This window comes from Pseudarthrobacter sp. 1G09 (genome assembly GCF_050038305.1).
Taxonomy (GTDB): domain Bacteria; phylum Actinomycetota; class Actinomycetes; order Actinomycetales; family Micrococcaceae; genus Arthrobacter; species Arthrobacter equi.
The window spans coordinates 4237633-4252994 of the sequence record NZ_CP188306.1 but is presented as its reverse complement, the minus strand read 5'-3'; the positions used below and the strand labels follow the sequence as shown (position 1 = coordinate 4252994).

The following is a 15362-nucleotide window of genomic DNA, read 5'->3' as shown; positions in this document are numbered from 1 at the left end:
CCTGATGGATCCTGCGGAAATCCTTCGATCAGGTGGCGGAGTGCTGTTGAGGCGCGACGTGCTGGCGGCCGGCGCTACGGATGTGGACCTGCGCAGGGCGGTGCGGACGGGCCAGGTGGTCCGGCTTGAACGCGGTTTGCTGGCTGTGCCCGATGCTGACAGCGAGCTGGTTTGGCCGGACAGGCCCACGGGCTCCTGACCTGTGTGTCCGCAGCGCGGATGTACGGACTCTGGCAGCTCCAGGCTCCCGCGCGTCCGCACTACTGGCACAGCAACGGGCGAAGTTCTGTGGGCTGTGTCAGCCACCGGCTTTCCCTGATCCAAAATCCCCGCTATCGAACTCTCGCGGCACTTCCTGATGTCCTCCTTCATGCGCTGCTGTGTTTGCCCGAGCTGGAGTCGCTGGTGATGGTGGAGAGTGCATACAACCGTGGAGACATCGACCTTGCCAGCCTCTTCCGGCACCTTGAAGGAAGTCGCTGTGGAACGGCCCGGAACGTGCTGTCCAAAGTGGAACGGGGCGCTGACTCCCTCCTGGAAACCTTGGCGAGGGTGCTGTTCAGGGAAGCTGGCATAGCCACAGAGACCCAGGTGTGGATCAACGGCGTCGGACGCGTCGACTTCCTGCTGGAGGGTTTCCTTATTGTGGAAATCGACGGAATCGCCTTCCATCTGGAGTCACGGCAATTCAAGAAGGACCGCCGCCGGGATAACTCCGCAATCGTTCAGGGCCTGCCCGTGCTCAGGTTCTTCTATGATGACGTGGTTTTTGCGCCCGAGTCCGTCCTGGCCCAGGTCCGGTTGGTGCTGTCACGAGGTTCGCTGCGGTGGCCCCTGCCAAACCAGCCCAGCTTTCGGCGGGATTGGGCATAGGAGTACAGGCAAACTCTGGAGGCAGGCTCTAAAGGTGGGCCAGTGTGGTCGGGCGCCAACCAAAACAGGCAGGTGATCCTAGAAGCTCAGCTGGGGAGTGACCTTCACAGTGTCGCCGGAGACGTCCAGGCGGGTGGTGAAGCTGAAGTCCACCTCTTCGTCGAGCGGGTACCAGACGCCCGTGAAGGAGTTTTGCTGCAGTGCCTCCACCTTGGCTTTTCCGTCCAGCGGCGAGACCACCCAGCGGCCGTCAAAGGGCTCGATGGAGACGTTTGGGTACTCGGTCACGGACCACTTAATGCTGCCGTCCTGCACCCTGTTGTTGCTGGCGTAGTAGAAGGGGCAGTCGGGCTGCAGCCGCTGCTCCTTCTGGGCTTCGGCGGCGCAGCCGTCCAGGAATTCCCGGACCTTGGCGGACACGTCCTCCTTGAGCTTGCCGGTGGCCTGGGTCAGCAGGTTCAGGGGAGCCACGGGGGTGTCCCGCCCGGTCACCGTGGCGCGGCTGGCGGGGGCGGAGAAGTACTGGCCATCCAGCGACGCCTCGTATTCGCCGGGGTAGAACACGGCGAAGGAGTTCCGGCCGTTGGGCATGTTCACGGGGACGCCGTTGATGTTCGCTTCGCTGCCGTTCACCACGGTGATGTCCACCGTGGGCAGCCTTGACGGGACAAAGGCCCAGGTGTTGAAGAAGATCCATTCGGTGCCGGTCTTCTGGAGCACGAATTCGGTGCTGAGCCGGCTTCCGTCAATGGTGTAGTCCATCGGCACTGCCACGCGGTTGTCCGGACGTTCTTCCGGCTCGCCGATCTGGACGTTGGAGAGCCTCGACGCAGCTGTCTGCAGGGCCGTGCCGTCCAGCATGGCGGCGTTGCTTGGGGGAACAGTGGCCCGCAGGAGGCCCAGGGCCTTGCCGCCGTTCCCGCTTTGCAGGGCGTCAATGTACTCGCGCACCGGCTGCTGCGGGCTGGCCACTGTGCTGTTGACCAGGTTGATGGCCACAATGGCTCCGGCCACGGCAAGCATGAGGCCCAGCAGCCATCCGGCCGCTATCCTCACCAACGCTTGACTCATCTGCACGTTTATTACAGTAACGTCAGTACGTTGGCACACTAAAGTCGGCGCCTCCCCTAATTCCCGCCGCAGCCCGGCGTTGACACCAGGGACAGCGCCCGACGACGCCGGCACGGAGAGTGCCCGGCCGCACCTTTGATCCGGCCCGGCCCGGCCCTGGCGGGGTCCGCGGGTCCCCGCGCCGGGGCCCCGGGGTCAGCGGCGGCGACGCCGGGAGGACGTGCCGAACATGCCGCGCAGCAGCTCACGGCCCAGCTGGGTGCCCACGGACCGGGCCATGCTTTTCAGCCCGCCACCCAGGGCGCCGCCCAGCACACCGCCCAGGTCGCCCATGATTCCGCCGCCGGGCTGGGGCTCGGGTGCACGGGGTGCCCGCTGAGCCTGGACGCTGCCAGCCCTTTCAGCGGCCCCGTCCCTGCCGGAACTGGTACCCGACGGCCGGCTGCTGGGCCGGCCCAGGATCTCCTCTTCAATGCGCCTTGCCTCGGCGTCGACGTCGTTGTGCTGCGAAGCCCCATCCGGTGTCCCGGCGGAAGCCGCAGGACCGGTAGGTGCTGCCGTCTTGCCGGTGAGCTTCTCGTACGCGGACGGGTTGTCCACCGCTGTGCCGTACTTGCCCAGCAGCGCGGACCCGGCCACGGTGCTCCGGACCAGGGCCTCGTCGCTGGGGCCCATGACCGATTCGGGGGCCCGCAGCCGGGTGAGGGCCACCGGGGTGGGGGCGCCCTTGTCGTTCATGACGGTGATGACCGCTTCACCGATGCCGGCCGACGTGAGCGTCTCTTCCAGGTCGTAGTCGCTGAGCGGGAACGTGGACACGGTGGCCTTGAGGGCTTTGGCGTCCTCCGGAGTGAAGGCCCGCAGGGCGTGCTGGACCCGGTTGGCCAGCTGGCCGAGGACGTCGGCGGGGACATCCTTGGGGGTCTGGGTGACGAAGAAGATGCCCACGCCCTTGGACCGGATCAGCCGGACGGTGGAGGTAATGGCGGCCAGGAAAGCCTTGGAGGCGCCGTTGAAGAGCAGGTGCGCTTCGTCGAGGAAGAAGACCAGCTTGGGCTTGTCCAGGTCGCCAGCTTCGGGGAGGTCTTCGAACAGGTCGGCGAGCAGCCACATGAGGAACGTGGAGAACAGCATGGGCTTGCTCTGCAGCGTGGGCAGTTCCAGGCAGGTGACCACGCCGCGGCCATCCGGCGCGGTGCGCAGCAGTTCGGCGGTATCAAACTCCGGTTCGCCGAAGAACTTCTCCAGGCCCTGGGCTTCGAGGGTGACCAGCTCGCGCAGGATCACCCCGGCGGTCGCTTTCGAGAGCCCGCCGAGCTGCTCGAGCTCGTCCTTGCCTTCATCGGACGTCAGGAATTGGATGACCGCCCGGAGGTCCTTGAGGTCGATCAGTTCCAGGCCGTTCTTGTCGGCGAAGTAGAAGACCAGCTGCAGGCTGGATTCCTGGGTGTCGTTGAGCTCCATGATCCGCGAAAGCAGGATGGGCCCGAACGAGGTCACCGTGGCCCGGACGGGGATGCCGTTGCCGTCGCCTCCCAGCGCCAGGAATTCCACCGGGAAGGTCTTGCCGTGCCAGTCCTGGCCAATACTCCGGGTGCGGGACAGGAGCTTCTCGCTGCCGGCCGCGGCCGTGGCGAGTCCGGAGAGGTCACCCTTGATGTCCGCCAGGAAGACGGGCACGCCGGCGGTGGAAAGCTGTTCGGCCATCATGTGCAGGGTGACGGTCTTGCCGGTACCCGTGGCTCCGGCCACCAGGCCGTGCCGGTTCATCATGGCCAGCGGCAGCCGCACCGGCGCGTCCTTGTGGAGTTCACCGTCGATCAGGGCGGCCCCCAGCTCGATGGTGGCGCCTTCCAGGGCGTAGCCCTTCTGGATAGTGGCAAGCTTCTCTGCTGTGGTTTTGTTCGCCATGGCGCTAGCTTAGCGGCGGCCGGTGCATCTGCCGAGGTGCCCGGAAGGTCAGTCCTGCGCCGTACCGGTGCCGGCGTCGGTCAGGCGCTTGGTGAACGCCAGCGCCCCGATGGTCTCGGGGTCCGCAGCCAGGTCGAACTGTGCCTCGTAACCCGTGCTCAGGTACAGGTGTTTGGCCTCGGGCTGCCGCGGGCCGGTGGTCAGGTACAGGCCGGTGTATCCGCGCGCAGCTGCCAGGGCCTCCAGTTCGGCGAGCACCAGCTTGGCCAGGCCGCGACGGCGGTGGGCGGAATGGGTCCAGATCCGCTTCAGTTCCGCCGTGGTGGCGTCATACCGGCGGAACGCGCCGCCGGCGATGGATTCGCCGTCTTCCTGGATGATGAGCAGCGCGCCGGAGGGGCCCTCGAACTCCGCCGCCGGGTACCGGTTCAGTTCTTCGGCCGCAGCGCCGCTGCCGAACAGGTCCCCGTAACGGGTGTCGTATTCGACGGCGAGTTCGTCCAGGAGCGGCCGGACCCGGGGATCGTGCATGGGCAGGATGAGGACTTCCAGGGCGGCGCGGTCCAGGGGACGGGGGTGGACTTCTGGTTCTGCTGTCACCGGTGGTTCCTTGTCAGGGTCTGGTTCCGTCCGGCAGCGGCCGGCTCTGGGGATATTGTGGCGGACGTTTCGCCGGCAAGGTCACGGGCCGTGCCGAGGATGGTCCGGGCCAGGGCATCGTTTTCGCGGAACGGGGCAGCATTGGTGCGCGGCCGGGCAAACGCCCCGGCGCCCCAGCCGGACGTTCCGGGGCCGACTCCGAACACGGTGTCCTGCGGGGTGCCGTCCCGCCCCACCAGCCGGTGCTGCGGGGTCACCAGCAGCTTGCCGGTGGAGTGGATCCCTTCCGCGGTCAGCAGCTGCTGCTCGGTTCCAAGCCCGCTGCCGTTCAGGGAAGCCAGCACGGGGTTGAGCGACCGGACCACCGACGTGGCCGGCAACCTTGCCTCGATGAACGCCCGCGCCGAAACCACCGCATCGGATTGCGGCGACGCGGCCACGAAAGCCCCGGTTGCTTCGTCGGTGGTGACCTCCACACCGGGTCCAAGGAACTGCAGCAGCCCGGCACGGTGCAGGGCCAGCATCTGCCGCAGGCGGTGGGGCGGCGGCCCGGAATCGACGAAGCTGAAGAAGCCGTGCCACCAACCATGGACGGTCTGCTGGGACCGGGCGTTCAGCCGGTCCGCGGGGACCACACGGCCCACCTCCATGTACACGTGCAGCAGGGCCAGGAACAGGGCGAGTGTCTCGGGGTGGTCCGGGGTGTCACGGAGGGCGAGGTCGTGTTCGATGTATCCGGCCACGGCATCCTGCACGGCACGGTGGTCCGCGAAGCGGCGCCCGTCGAAGGGCCGGTCCAGCCGTTCGAGGTCCAGGTGCAGGGCGTCGTCGGGAACGGCGGCGGCCACGAGGTCCGCGCGCTCGCTGCCGTACCAGTCCAGGGCTGCATAGCGTGCAGCGAATTCGTCCCAGCCCATGGCAGCCCGTTCGGGGCTTCCGGTCAGGAGCTCGCGATAGTAGTAGTACCCGGCCTCCTTGGCCACCAGCGGCCAGAGGTGCTGGTGGAAGTCCAGTTCCCCGTGGCTCTGGAGCAGTGATTCGACAGCCGCAGGGGTGAAGAACCGCAGGGGTCCGGGTGCTTCGCCGCGGAGGGTGGCGGAGATCTTGGAGTGGTAGGGCACGCCGCGGCGCGACCCGGCCCACAGCCGCGGTTCCCGTCCGGACGGAAGGTAGCGCAGCCCGCCGTCGGGCGCTTCCGCGAACCGGCCGCCGCGGCCCTCCATCAGGATGACCAGCAGGTCCACGAAGGCCAGGCCCATGCCGGAGACGATGACGTCCTGCCCCGGGGCAATGCCTGAGTAGTCGACGTCGGTGGTGTAGCTGGGTGCCGCATGGTAGCCGCCGTGCCGGGCGGCGAACCCGGCGTAGCCCGCGGAAGCGGCGTCAGGCAGCGAATCGGTGTGGCCCAGAGCGGTCACCAGGATGTCCGCGTGCAGCGCCCTGCCGTTGGCCAGCGCGACTTCGTGCCCGCCGTCCGCCAGGGGTGAGATCCCGACGGCGGTGCTCCGGTGGGTGGTGACGCTGCGGTTCAATGCCCTGGCGGCCCGGCGGAAGAACCACTCGAGGTACTGGCTCTGCAGCTGGCGGGTGGGGAATGTGGTGCCGTTGAGTGCCCGGAGCTGGTCCTGCAGGTGCTGCGGGAAGTCCGGCACATCGGTGATGAACCCGTCCAGGACACCGGCGGTCCACTCCACCAGTCCGGGGCCGGAAGCGGCTGGGCCGTCGCAGGCCACGGACTCGTCGGTGAACATGGTGATGTCCGCGGCCATGGAGTTCAGGAGCAGGCCCGGGTCCTGGTCGTACCGCCAGATGCGGCCCGAGCCCGGAACGTGCGGCTCCACCACATGGATCTCCAGCGGACCGGCAAAAACATCCGGCCGGTTGGCGGCGATCCGCTCCAGGACGCCGGCCGTGCGCGGTCCGCCGCCGATAAACACGACGGCCGGAATCTTCGCTGGCATGGGGGCTCCTGACGGGCGGATGGGCTGATGGGCGTGCTGGTGGGAGGTGCAGCGGCGCGTTGGCAGCCGCCGGAGTGCCCATGCTAGGCAGCGGTGACGACGCCGGTCGAGCGGCCGGTCACGCCCGTTAACTCCGCGTCACAACAGGTCAAAAGACGCAAGAAACCGACTCATGACGCAGTGCGAAGCCCGGTGAACTAATGCAACTTCCGGTGTTGCCGCCCCGTTTGGGCCGGTCCTAGATTTGCAGCCAGCAACCGGGGCAAAAGCCCAAGCCGGGGCGCCCGCTCCGGTCCGAACACCAGGACCAGGACAAGAAGCGAGGTGGCACATGAGTTCAGCAACATCGAGGGTGGCGCAGGCACGGCCGGCACCCACGGGAGAGCCGGCAGCGACGGCGGAGACCGAAACGGCGGCAGCCGCTCCCGGACAGGCGGCCACCGAATCCGCTTCTGCAACGGGCAGCAACCTGCCGTCAGGCGGGGGCTTGCCGCCCGAAGGAACAGCGCGCACTGCCGCTGACTATTCGTCATACCGCGTGGTGGCTGCCAAGCATCCGTGGCGCTGGGTGGGAACTGCCGCCGTGGCGCTCGGCGTCCTGGCCGTGGCCTGGTCGCTGGCCACCAACCCGCGCTGGGAGTGGGGTGTGGTGGCGCAGTGGTTTACCGCGCAGTCCGTGGTCAACGGCCTGGTGGAAACCTTGAAGCTCACCGCCATCTCCGGCATCCTCGGCTTCGTGTTGGGCTTCATCCTGGCCCTCATGCGGTTGTCCGCATCGCCGCTGCTGGTGTCCGTCTCCTGGACGTTCTCCTGGATCTTCCGGTCCACGCCGCTGCTGGTCCAGCTGCTCCTCTGGTACAACCTGGGCTACCTCTACGAAAAGGTCAGCCTGGGCATCCCGTTCACGGACGTGCGGTTCTTCGAGGTGCAGACCACCACGCTGATCAGCCAGTTCGCCGCGGCAGTGCTGGGCCTGACCCTGAACCAGGCCGCCTACTCCGCGGAAATCATCCGCGGCGGCATCCTCTCCGTAGACCAGGGCCAGCTGGAGGCCGCCGCCGCCCTGGGCATCCCGGCCTGGCGCCGCTCCACCCGGATCGTCCTGCCGCAGGCCATGCGCGCCATCCTGCCCACCGCCTTCAACGAGATCATCGGCCTGGTCAAGGGCACCTCGATCGTCTACGTGCTGGCCTACTCGGAGCTGTTCTACACCGTGCAGGTGATCTACAACCGCACCCAGCAGGTCCTGCCGCTGCTGTTGGTGGCCACCCTCTGGTACGTGGTGATCACCTCCGTGCTCAGCGTCTTCCAGTACTACATCGAACGCCACTACTCCAAGGGTGCCGTGCGCAACCTGCCCCTGACGCCACTGCAGAAGGCCCGCAAGTTCTTCGCCACCCACGCCGTCACCAACCGGAAGAGCCTCTGATGACCGCCACCCTTTCAGCCCCCGCCACCCGCGGGCTCGTCGAAATCACTGGCGTCCGCAAGTCCTTCGGCGCCACCGAGGTGCTCAAAGGCGTCAACCTCACTGTGGAACCGGGCGGCGTGGCCGTGATCGTCGGCCCGTCCGGTTCCGGCAAATCCACCCTGCTGCGCACTATCAACCACCTCGAAAAGGTGGACGGCGGCCACATCTCCATCGACGGCAAGCTGGTGGGCTACGAAATCCGCGGCCAGAAACTCCACGAGCTGCGCGAGAAGGACATCCTCAAGCAGCGCACCGAGATCGGCATGGTGTTCCAGAACTTCAACCTCTTCCCGCACCTCACCGCCCTGGAAAACGTGGCGGAAGCACCTGTCGTGGCCCAGGGCCGTTCCAAGGAGGAAGCCCGCCGCCGCGGCCTCGAACTGCTGGACCGCGTAGGGCTCAAGGACCGCGCCGGCGCCTACCCCCGGCAGCTTTCCGGCGGACAGCAGCAGCGCGTCGCCATCGCCCGGGCCCTGGCGCTGGACCCCAAGATCCTGCTGTTCGACGAACCCACCTCCGCGCTGGACCCGGAACTTGTCAACGAAGTGCTGGACGTCATCCGGGAACTGGCCAAGTCCGGCACCACCCTGATCATCGTCACCCACGAAATGGGCTTCGCCCGCGATGTGGCGGACACCGTGGTGTTCATGGACCAGGGCCAGATCGTGGAACAGGGCACCCCGCAGCAGATTTTCACCAACCCCCAGGAACCGCGCACCCGGAGCTTCTTCTCCAAGGTGCTCGAACCGGCTTTCAACATCTAAGGACCATCATGGCTCTCTCCACCCCGCGCTTCCGTACGCGCCGTTCACTGGCAGCACTGCCCGCCGTCGTCCTCCTGGGAACGGCCGCGCTGTCCGCCTGCGCGGACCCCGGCGCTTCGGCCTCCGGTGATGCCTCCGGCGCGGCGCAGACGACGGCGGCACGCAACGGCGTGGTCTACAACACGTCCCCGGACCAGCAGCGGATCCGCGGCGAGAAGGACGCGGCGCTCGCCGCCAAGGTCCCCGGGCTGATCGGCAAGGACGGAAAGCTGACGGTGGCCACCACGGCCGGGTCCATCCCCCTGTCCTTCCACGCCACTGATGACAAGACGCCCATCGGCTCCGAGCTGGACATCGCCCAGCTGGTGGCGGACAAGCTGGGCCTGGAACTCGACGTCCAGGTCACCTCCTGGGAGAACTGGCCGCTGAAGACCCAGTCCGGCGACTTCGAGGTGGTTTTCTCCAACGTGGGCGTTAACAAGGACCGCGTGAAGCTGTTCGACTTCGCCAGTTATCGCGCCGCGTTCATGGGCTTTGAAGCCAAGAAATCGGCCACCTACGACATCAAGGGTGCGGACGACATCTCCGGACTGCGCGTCTCCGTCGGCTCCGGCACCAACCAGGAAAAGATCCTGCTGGCCTGGAACAAGGAGCTGGAGGATAAGGGCAAGGCGTCGGCCACCCTGCAGTATTACCAGTCCGAGGCGGACACCATCCTGGCGCTGTCCTCGGGCCGCACGGACCTCAATATCGCCCCCTACCCGTCCACCGTGTACCGGGAAAACACCCGTGACGACCTGAAAGTGGTGGGCAAGGTGAACGCCGGCTGGCCGTCAGAGACGCTGGTGGCCGCCACGTCGCTTAAGGGCAACGGGCTGGCTCCGGTGATCACCGAGGCCCTGAACTCCGCCATCAAGGACGGCTCCTACGGCAAGGTCCTGGAACGCTGGGGCCTGTCAGAGGAAGCGCTGCCGGAAGCCAAGACCATCACGGAGGACAACTACGCCGCCACCCAGGCCACGGCCACCGCCAGCGCATCAGCCGAAGCATCGAAGAAGTCCTCATGAAATTCCAGGTCCTGGACATCATTCCGCACCTGAAGAACCCGCTCACCGGGGAGATCGTCTCCACGGCGGACCGGCTGAACCAGGTAGTGGAAACGGCCCGCCGGGCAGAAGCCCTGGGGTTCGACAGCTTTTCGGTGGGGGAGCGGCACGCCGGTGAGTTCATCTCTTCCTCTCCCACCACCGTGCTGGCGGCCATCGCAGCCGTGACGGACCGGATCCGGCTGCACACCGGCGTCACGGTGCTGTCCGTGCTGGACCCGGTGCGGGTGGCCGAGGACTACGCCACCATTGACCAGCTCAGCCGCGGCCGCCTGGAGGTCACCATCGGCAAGGGCAACGAGGTGCTGCAATACCCGCTCTTCGGCTTGGACCTGGCGGACCAGTGGGACCTGCTGGCCGAAAAGTATGAGCTGCTGCGCCGGCTGTGGCGTGAAGAAGGCGTCACCTGGTCCGGCAGGTTCCGGTCTCCGCTGACCGAGCCGGCCACCACCACGCCGCGCCCCTTCGACGGTCCGCCGCGTATTTGGCATGGTTCTGCTACAACACTGACTTCGGCTGCCCTGGCCGGCAAATGGGGCGATCCCCTGTTCACGGCCAACGCCATCCAGCCGCGGGAAAACTATGCCGTGCTGATCGATCACTACCGCGAAGAGTACAGCCGCCACGGCCACGACCCCCGCCACCAGTACGTGGGCTCGGGCTGCGGCGCCGGCGGCGTGTTCATCGCCGACACCACCCGGGAGGCGGTGCGCCAGTTCGGACCCGTCTACGAGGCCCTGACGGCCAACCGCAACGTGCCGGGCAACAACTCGCCCTTCCGGGACATCCAGCACGCCGTGGCCGAGGGGCCCGCGCTGGTGGGCAGCCCGGAGCAGGTGATCGACAAGATCCTGAGCTACCACCAGCTCTACCGCCACGACCTGCAGTCCATCTCCCTGCCCACCACCCTGCCTTTCGAACAGCAGCTGGAAATCCTCGAGCGCTTCGCCCTTGAGGTGATCCCGGCCGTCCGGGCCGCGGCACCCACCACGCTGTGGGAAGCCGGAGACCCCTACGGCAGCCGCCCCGAATTCACGCGATCCAACCCGTCCGCCAACGCCAGCAGGAGTGAGAACGCCCTTGTCCACTGAAACAGCCCTCGAAACCTTCGACGCCGACTGGCAGGAGTGGCATGCGGCGCATGAGCGCCACCGCGCCCACCCGCACGGCTTCCTCGCCGTGACCCACCTCCACTGGCTCAGCAACGACGCCGCCGCGCTGGAAGGCGCCCCGGGCACCTGGAGTGCGGAGGCCGACGTCGTCCGCGTTGTCCTGCAGCCGGGTGAGAGCCTGCAGCAGGACGGCAGGGAACTGAACACCGAAGCCGGCGCAACCCTGGACTTCGGACCCATCGCCGAACGCGGCGGGATCAACCTTGTGTCCGGCGAGACCGTCATCGAGGTGGCCAAGCGCGGCGGCGAGTACATCGTGCGGCCGCGGAACCCGGAGAACGGGCTACTCCGCCAGTACCAGGGCACGCCCGCCTACTCGCCCGATGCCGCCTACGCCGTCCGCGGAACGTTCGTTCCGTTCGAGGCGCCGCGGCCCACCACGGTGGGCGCCGCCGTCGAGGGCATCCAGCACGTTTACGCGGCCCCGGGCGAGATCCGTTTCAAACTGGCCGGCCAGGAACTGGCGCTGACCGCGTTCAACGGCCACACCCCGGGCTCCCTATCGGTGCTGTTCACGGACCAAACCTCCGGTGCCACCACCTACGCGGCCAACCGCTCGCTGTCCGTGGTGCCCGCAGCGGACGGCTCCGTGGTGCTGGACTTCAACCGGGCGGTCAACCTGCCGTGCGCCTACACGGACCTCGCCACCTGCCCGCTGCCCCCGGCCGAAAACCGGCTGCCCGTGGCCATCGAGGCCGGCGAAAAGATTCCCTACGAACGTCAGGACCAGAAGTGAGCAACACCCATACCCCTTCGGCCGAAGGAAGCCAGGCCGGGTTCCTGGCCATCGAGCTCGACGGCGCCGGCTGGGACGGGGCGGACATCTCCCGTGCGGTGCTGGCCGCCGAGTCCGCCGGCTTCCACGCGGCCACGTTCACGGACGCGCCGGTTCCCGGCCGTGCCAACGCACTGCAGCGGGCAGCGTTCGCCGGCCCGGTTACCAGGTCGATTGCACTGGTGCCCGAAGTGGACACCGTTTACACCGAGCCGTTCCATGTTTCCACCCAGCTGGCCAGCCTCGACTACGTCTCCGGCGGCCGGGCCGGATGGATCGTCACCGCCGCCGAATCGCCTGAGGCTGCTGCCGCCGTCGGGCGTTCTTCCGTCACCGGCGCCGCACTGGGCCAGGAAGCCGCCGCGTCCATCGAGGTATCCCGGCGGCTCTGGGACTCGTGGGAGGACGACGCCGTGATCCGCGACGTCCCCACCGGGCGGTACATCGACGTGGACAAGCTCCACTATGCCGATTTTGAGACGCCTGACGGCTTCGCCGGCGCGGGCTATTCGGTGAAGGGTCCGTCCATCATTCCGCGTCCGCTGCAGGGGCAGCTCCCCGTACTGGTTCCTGCTTCGCTGCTTGGCGAGGTGCCGGCCGACGCCGTGGACGCTGTGCTGGTGTCGGCGCCAACCCCCGAACTGCTGGCTGCGGAGGTCCTCGACGTGCGTTCCCGCGTGGGTGGGTTCGTGGCGGTGATCGCCGAGCTCGACGTCGTCCTCGATTCGCGCGGGCAGGCTGCGGCCTCGCGCGAAACACCGTTCGACGGCGGCCGGGCAGCCTTCGCGGGCACCGCCGCCGCCCTGGCGGACTTTCTGGAGTCGCTGCTGGCCGACGCCGACGGCGTGCGCCTCCACCCGGCGTCGCTCGCCCTGGACCTCGACGAACTGGGACGCCTGGTCCTGCCCGAGTTGCGCCGCCGCGGAGCGCTCCGCCCCGTGCTGCAGGACGGCACCTTCCGCGACCTGCTGGGCCTGGAACGCCCGGCCAGCCGCTATGCACCTGCCGCCGCCGGCACCGGAAAGTAAGGAAAAACCATGACACAGCACAACCGTGCTACATCCGATGTCTTCCAGCCCACCGGCCAGATCCAGTTCGGTATTTTCTTCCAAGGCGTCAACTCCGGCACCATCTGGAAGGCGGCAGAATCCGGCTCGCAGACCGACTTCGAATCCTTCCGCCGCATCGCCCAAACCGCCGAACGCGGACTGTTCGCCGCCTTCTTCCTGGGCGAGGGACTGCGCCTGCGCGAGCACCTGGGCCGCCCGCATGCCCTGGACGTGGTGGGCCGCCCGGATGCGCAGACCATGCTCGCCGCCCTGGTGTCGGTGACCAACAACATCGGCCTGGTGGCCACCCAGAACACCACCTACAACGACCCCGCAGACCTGGCGCACCGGCTCGCCTCGCTGGACCTGATCTCCGGTGGCCGCGCCGCGTGGAACATCGTCACCACGGACAACGCCTGGACCGGCGCCAACTTCCGCCGCGGCGGATACCTGGACCACGCGGACCGCTACAAGCACGCAGAAGCGTTCGTGGAGACGGCCAAGCGGATCTGGGACTCCTGGGAGACGCCCGCCGGCCCCGCCCGCCGCGTGCTTCACGAAGGCCAGCACTACACGGTGGACGTGACACCGCGGCTGCCGCGGAGCGCCCAGTACCGGCCTGTCTTGTTCCAGGCCGGGGACTCGCCCGAAGGCCGCAACTTCGCCGCCCGCCAGGCTGACGTGATCTTCTCCGCCCACCCGAAGTTCGATGACGCCCAGGAGTTCCGCAAGGACCTCGTGGAGCGTTCGGTGGCGGCGGGCCGCGGCGCCAATGCCGTGCAGATCATGCCGGCCAGCGAGTTCATCCTCGCGGCCACCGCCGAAGAGGCCGCGGAAAAGAAGGAGTGGGTGCGGAGCCTGCAGATCGGCCCGCAGCAGGCTGTTGCCTACCTGGAGCAGTTCTGGGGCCGCGAACTGTCCGCCTATGATCCCGACGGTCCGCTGCCGGAGATCGACCCCGTGGTGGAGGAGACGTCCGAGACCCGCGGCAGCGGCTTCCACGGTGCCAAGGCCCGCCAGCTGGCGGACCAGTGGCGTGCCGAGGCCAAGGACAAGGGCCTGTCCATCCGCCAGTTCGTCACCTCCAAGACGGCGCGCATCGACGCCACGTTCACCGGCTCCTACACGGCCGTGGCGGACCATCTGGCCGAGTACGCCCGGACTGGCGCTGTGGACGGGTTCAACATCTCGCCGTGGCTGGTTCCCACCGGCCTGGATGACATCGTCAACCACCTGGTGCCGGAGCTGCAGGAGCGCGGCGTGTACCCCACCGAGTACCGCGGCAGCACCCTGCGCGAGAACCTCGGGCTGGAAACGCCGGTGCGCACGGCCGACGCGCCGTCCGGGGCAGTCCGCGCCTGATGCGTACCGCAGCCTGGTGGGGAGGGGCCGACGACGGCCGCGACGAGGGTGCCGTCGCGGGCCCTTCGCTGGGGGCTGCCTGGGCCGGGGCGTGGTCCGCGGATCCTGTTCCGGCGGGCACCGTCAAGCTGCAGCTGACGGTGTGGGAGCAGTGGGCCTAGTCCGGATCTGGTGACTGTCCGCGGCTCGCGCCCGGCCGGGTGTCAGGGTGGCACCCTGGACCCGCGCGAAGGCGGAGTACAAAAAGGCGTCAGGACCCTATCCTGACGCCTTTTTGTTTCGTGTCTGACGTCAGGTTGGGGTGTACCTCTACCTGGACGCGAAGCCATCTGAATAAGGGCGGTGCTCCCTGTCTGACAAGCGACGAGCGGCGGCTCAGGGACGCCCCGCGCAGCGAATCGCACCTACCTTGGCGAGACGCCTCCTCAAATTTCTGGAGTTACGAGACCTTTGGGGGCGCTTCGTCGAAGGGTTGCAGCTGATAGTTTTCACCCGTGCTTGCCTTCGATACCCCAGGGGGGTATATTTGAGTTGTTGTCAGTGACATGGTATGTCCCGGCCGGTGCCCTGCATCCGCGCCTTACAGCCGTCAACCCCAGCACCCATTGATGCTTCGTCAAGGAATGGAAACTGACGTGTTTGAATCTGAAAACCGCACCGCACTGCCCCTCGCCTCATCGGCTGGAGGGTGTGGCTGCTGCCCATCCGAACCCTCCTCGTCGCGCGTCGGCACTGGCGACGTTGAATTTTCTGTTGAAGGTCTAACCTGCGGGCACTGTGTCCAGACTGTTGAGAAGGCGGTATCGGCGCTTGAGGGTGTGGAATCTGCCTCCATCGAGCTCGCCCCCGGTGGCCGTTCCCGTTTGGTTGTCAGCGGTCACGCCGACAGCGTTGCTGTCCGTGAGGCCGTCACCTCCGCGGGTTACACCTTTATCAACAATTGAGCCGGTAGTACTTCGCGCTTCCCCTGCACTCCGCCGCCCTCCCGTTTGCTGGAGTACGCGGGGCCGAAACAGGGGTGGCGGGCGGATGACTCCCGTGGCAGCAGCCGCGCCGCAGGCCGGGCACGCGGGAGCGTGCCAGCCCCTCCGGTGACGGCGACGGACGTGGTTCCGACCCATGACAGTGCCGCCAAAGGCGGCAACGGAGATCCTTCTTGCCCTTCACCCCGCTGGGCCTTGTCCCAAACCTCACGAGTCGGTACCCCACGCGGTAAGCGTGCAGACGCGAGTCACTGCTGGCCCCTC

15 protein-coding genes are annotated in these 15362 nt (G+C 67.5%); 11 read left to right on the top strand and 4 right to left on the bottom strand.

The features are described 5' to 3' along the window. Positions 1-4 precede the first annotated feature (4 nt). Together ACP3TD_RS19600 and ACP3TD_RS19595 are read left to right on the top strand one after the other, a co-directional pair. Positions 5-199: a type IV toxin-antitoxin system AbiEi family antitoxin domain-containing protein gene (locus ACP3TD_RS19600; protein WP_426764722.1), complete on the top strand. Its 195-nt coding sequence runs from the start codon at positions 5-7 to the stop codon at positions 197-199. A 185-nt stretch (positions 200-384) separates the two neighbouring features. Further along, on the top strand, positions 385-873 hold the full coding sequence (locus ACP3TD_RS19595; protein ID WP_426764721.1) for an endonuclease domain-containing protein: 489 nt from the start codon (positions 385-387) through the stop codon (positions 871-873). Between the two features lie 78 nt (positions 874-951). On the opposite strand, the gene ACP3TD_RS19590 is transcribed toward ACP3TD_RS19595, so the two are convergent. The 4 genes from ACP3TD_RS19590 to ACP3TD_RS19575 all read right to left on the bottom strand — a co-directional run bounded on the left by ACP3TD_RS19590 (position 952) and on the right by ACP3TD_RS19575 (position 6416). Next, entirely contained in the window at positions 952-1944 is a 993-nt protein-coding gene (locus ACP3TD_RS19590) for a hypothetical protein (RefSeq protein WP_426764719.1), read from the bottom strand. Positions 1945-2139: 195 nt separating this feature from the next. After that, entirely contained in the window at positions 2140-3855 is a 1716-nt protein-coding gene (locus ACP3TD_RS19585) for a helicase HerA-like domain-containing protein (RefSeq protein ID WP_426764718.1), read from the bottom strand. A 48-nt stretch (positions 3856-3903) separates the two neighbouring features. After that, positions 3904-4455, bottom strand: a complete 552-nt coding sequence (locus tag ACP3TD_RS19580) for a GNAT family N-acetyltransferase (protein ID WP_426764717.1) — start codon at positions 4453-4455, stop codon at positions 3904-3906. Beyond that, positions 4452-6416: an FAD/NAD(P)-binding protein gene (locus ACP3TD_RS19575; RefSeq protein ID WP_426764716.1), complete on the bottom strand. Its 1965-nt coding sequence runs from the start codon at positions 6414-6416 to the stop codon at positions 4452-4454. The genes ACP3TD_RS19580 and ACP3TD_RS19575 overlap by 4 nt, the downstream gene beginning before the upstream one ends. A 331-nt stretch (positions 6417-6747) precedes the next feature. Between ACP3TD_RS19575 and ACP3TD_RS19570 the strand changes: the two genes are divergently transcribed. The 9 genes from ACP3TD_RS19570 (at position 6748) to ACP3TD_RS19530 (ending at position 15059) form a co-directional block, all read left to right on the top strand. Continuing rightward, positions 6748-7845: an amino acid ABC transporter permease gene (locus ACP3TD_RS19570; protein ID WP_426764715.1), complete on the top strand. Its 1098-nt coding sequence runs from the start codon at positions 6748-6750 to the stop codon at positions 7843-7845. Continuing rightward, positions 7845-8651 (top strand): amino acid ABC transporter ATP-binding protein, encoded by an 807-nt coding sequence (locus tag ACP3TD_RS19565; RefSeq protein WP_426764714.1) that lies wholly within the window; start codon positions 7845-7847, stop codon positions 8649-8651. Before ACP3TD_RS19570 ends, ACP3TD_RS19565 begins: the two co-directional genes overlap by 1 nt. An 8-nt stretch (positions 8652-8659) precedes the next feature. Then, positions 8660-9718 carry a transporter substrate-binding domain-containing protein gene (locus ACP3TD_RS19560; protein WP_426764712.1) on the top strand — a complete coding sequence of 353 codons (1059 nt, stop codon included), beginning with the start codon at positions 8660-8662 and terminating at the stop codon, positions 9716-9718. Beyond that, the gene (locus tag ACP3TD_RS19555) at positions 9715-10848 is read left to right on the top strand and encodes an LLM class flavin-dependent oxidoreductase (protein WP_426764711.1); all 1134 of its coding nucleotides are present in this window, start codon (positions 9715-9717) and stop codon (positions 10846-10848) included. Before ACP3TD_RS19560 ends, ACP3TD_RS19555 begins: the two co-directional genes overlap by 4 nt. Continuing rightward, positions 10838-11665: a DUF1684 domain-containing protein gene (locus tag ACP3TD_RS19550; protein ID WP_426764710.1), complete on the top strand. Its 828-nt coding sequence runs from the start codon at positions 10838-10840 to the stop codon at positions 11663-11665. The genes ACP3TD_RS19555 and ACP3TD_RS19550 overlap by 11 nt, the downstream gene beginning before the upstream one ends. Then, a complete protein-coding gene (locus ACP3TD_RS19545) occupies positions 11662-12732 on the top strand; it encodes an LLM class flavin-dependent oxidoreductase (protein WP_426764709.1) in 1071 nt (356 codons plus the stop codon). Before ACP3TD_RS19550 ends, ACP3TD_RS19545 begins: the two co-directional genes overlap by 4 nt. Before the next feature lie 9 nt (positions 12733-12741). Further along, positions 12742-14115, top strand: a complete 1374-nt coding sequence (locus ACP3TD_RS19540; RefSeq protein ID WP_426764708.1) for an NtaA/DmoA family FMN-dependent monooxygenase — start codon at positions 12742-12744, stop codon at positions 14113-14115. After that, positions 14115-14276, top strand: a complete 162-nt coding sequence (locus ACP3TD_RS19535) for a hypothetical protein (RefSeq protein WP_426764707.1) — start codon at positions 14115-14117, stop codon at positions 14274-14276. The genes ACP3TD_RS19540 and ACP3TD_RS19535 overlap by 1 nt, the downstream gene beginning before the upstream one ends. Positions 14277-14750: 474 nt before the next feature. Next, positions 14751-15059 carry a heavy-metal-associated domain-containing protein gene (locus ACP3TD_RS19530; protein ID WP_426764706.1) on the top strand — a complete coding sequence of 103 codons (309 nt, stop codon included), beginning with the start codon at positions 14751-14753 and terminating at the stop codon, positions 15057-15059. Positions 15060-15362 lie beyond the last annotated feature (303 nt).

What these genes read in the sequence shown, in the direction of transcription:
- ACP3TD_RS19570 (WP_426764715.1), top strand. Translation starts at nt 6,748, where the DNA reads ATGAGTTCAGCAACATCGAGGGTGGCGCAGGCACGGCCGGCACCCACG.
- ACP3TD_RS19560 (WP_426764712.1), top strand. Translation starts at nt 8,660, where the DNA reads ATGGCTCTCTCCACCCCGCGCTTCCGTACGCGCCGTTCACTGGCAGCA.
- ACP3TD_RS19540 (WP_426764708.1), top strand. Translation starts at nt 12,742, where the DNA reads ATGACACAGCACAACCGTGCTACATCCGATGTCTTCCAGCCCACCGGC.
- ACP3TD_RS19555 (WP_426764711.1), top strand. Translation starts at nt 9,715, where the DNA reads ATGAAATTCCAGGTCCTGGACATCATTCCGCACCTGAAGAACCCGCTC.
- ACP3TD_RS19585 (WP_426764718.1), bottom strand. Translation starts at nt 3,855, where the DNA reads ATGGCGAACAAAACCACAGCAGAGAAGCTTGCCACTATCCAGAAGGGC.
- ACP3TD_RS19575 (WP_426764716.1), bottom strand. Translation starts at nt 6,416, where the DNA reads ATGCCAGCGAAGATTCCGGCCGTCGTGTTTATCGGCGGCGGACCGCGC.
- ACP3TD_RS19590 (WP_426764719.1), bottom strand. Translation starts at nt 1,944, where the DNA reads ATGAGTCAAGCGTTGGTGAGGATAGCGGCCGGATGGCTGCTGGGCCTC.
- ACP3TD_RS19600 (WP_426764722.1), top strand. Translation starts at nt 5, where the DNA reads ATGGATCCTGCGGAAATCCTTCGATCAGGTGGCGGAGTGCTGTTGAGG.
- ACP3TD_RS19565 (WP_426764714.1), top strand. Translation starts at nt 7,845, where the DNA reads ATGACCGCCACCCTTTCAGCCCCCGCCACCCGCGGGCTCGTCGAAATC.
- ACP3TD_RS19535 (WP_426764707.1), top strand. Translation starts at nt 14,115, where the DNA reads ATGCGTACCGCAGCCTGGTGGGGAGGGGCCGACGACGGCCGCGACGAG.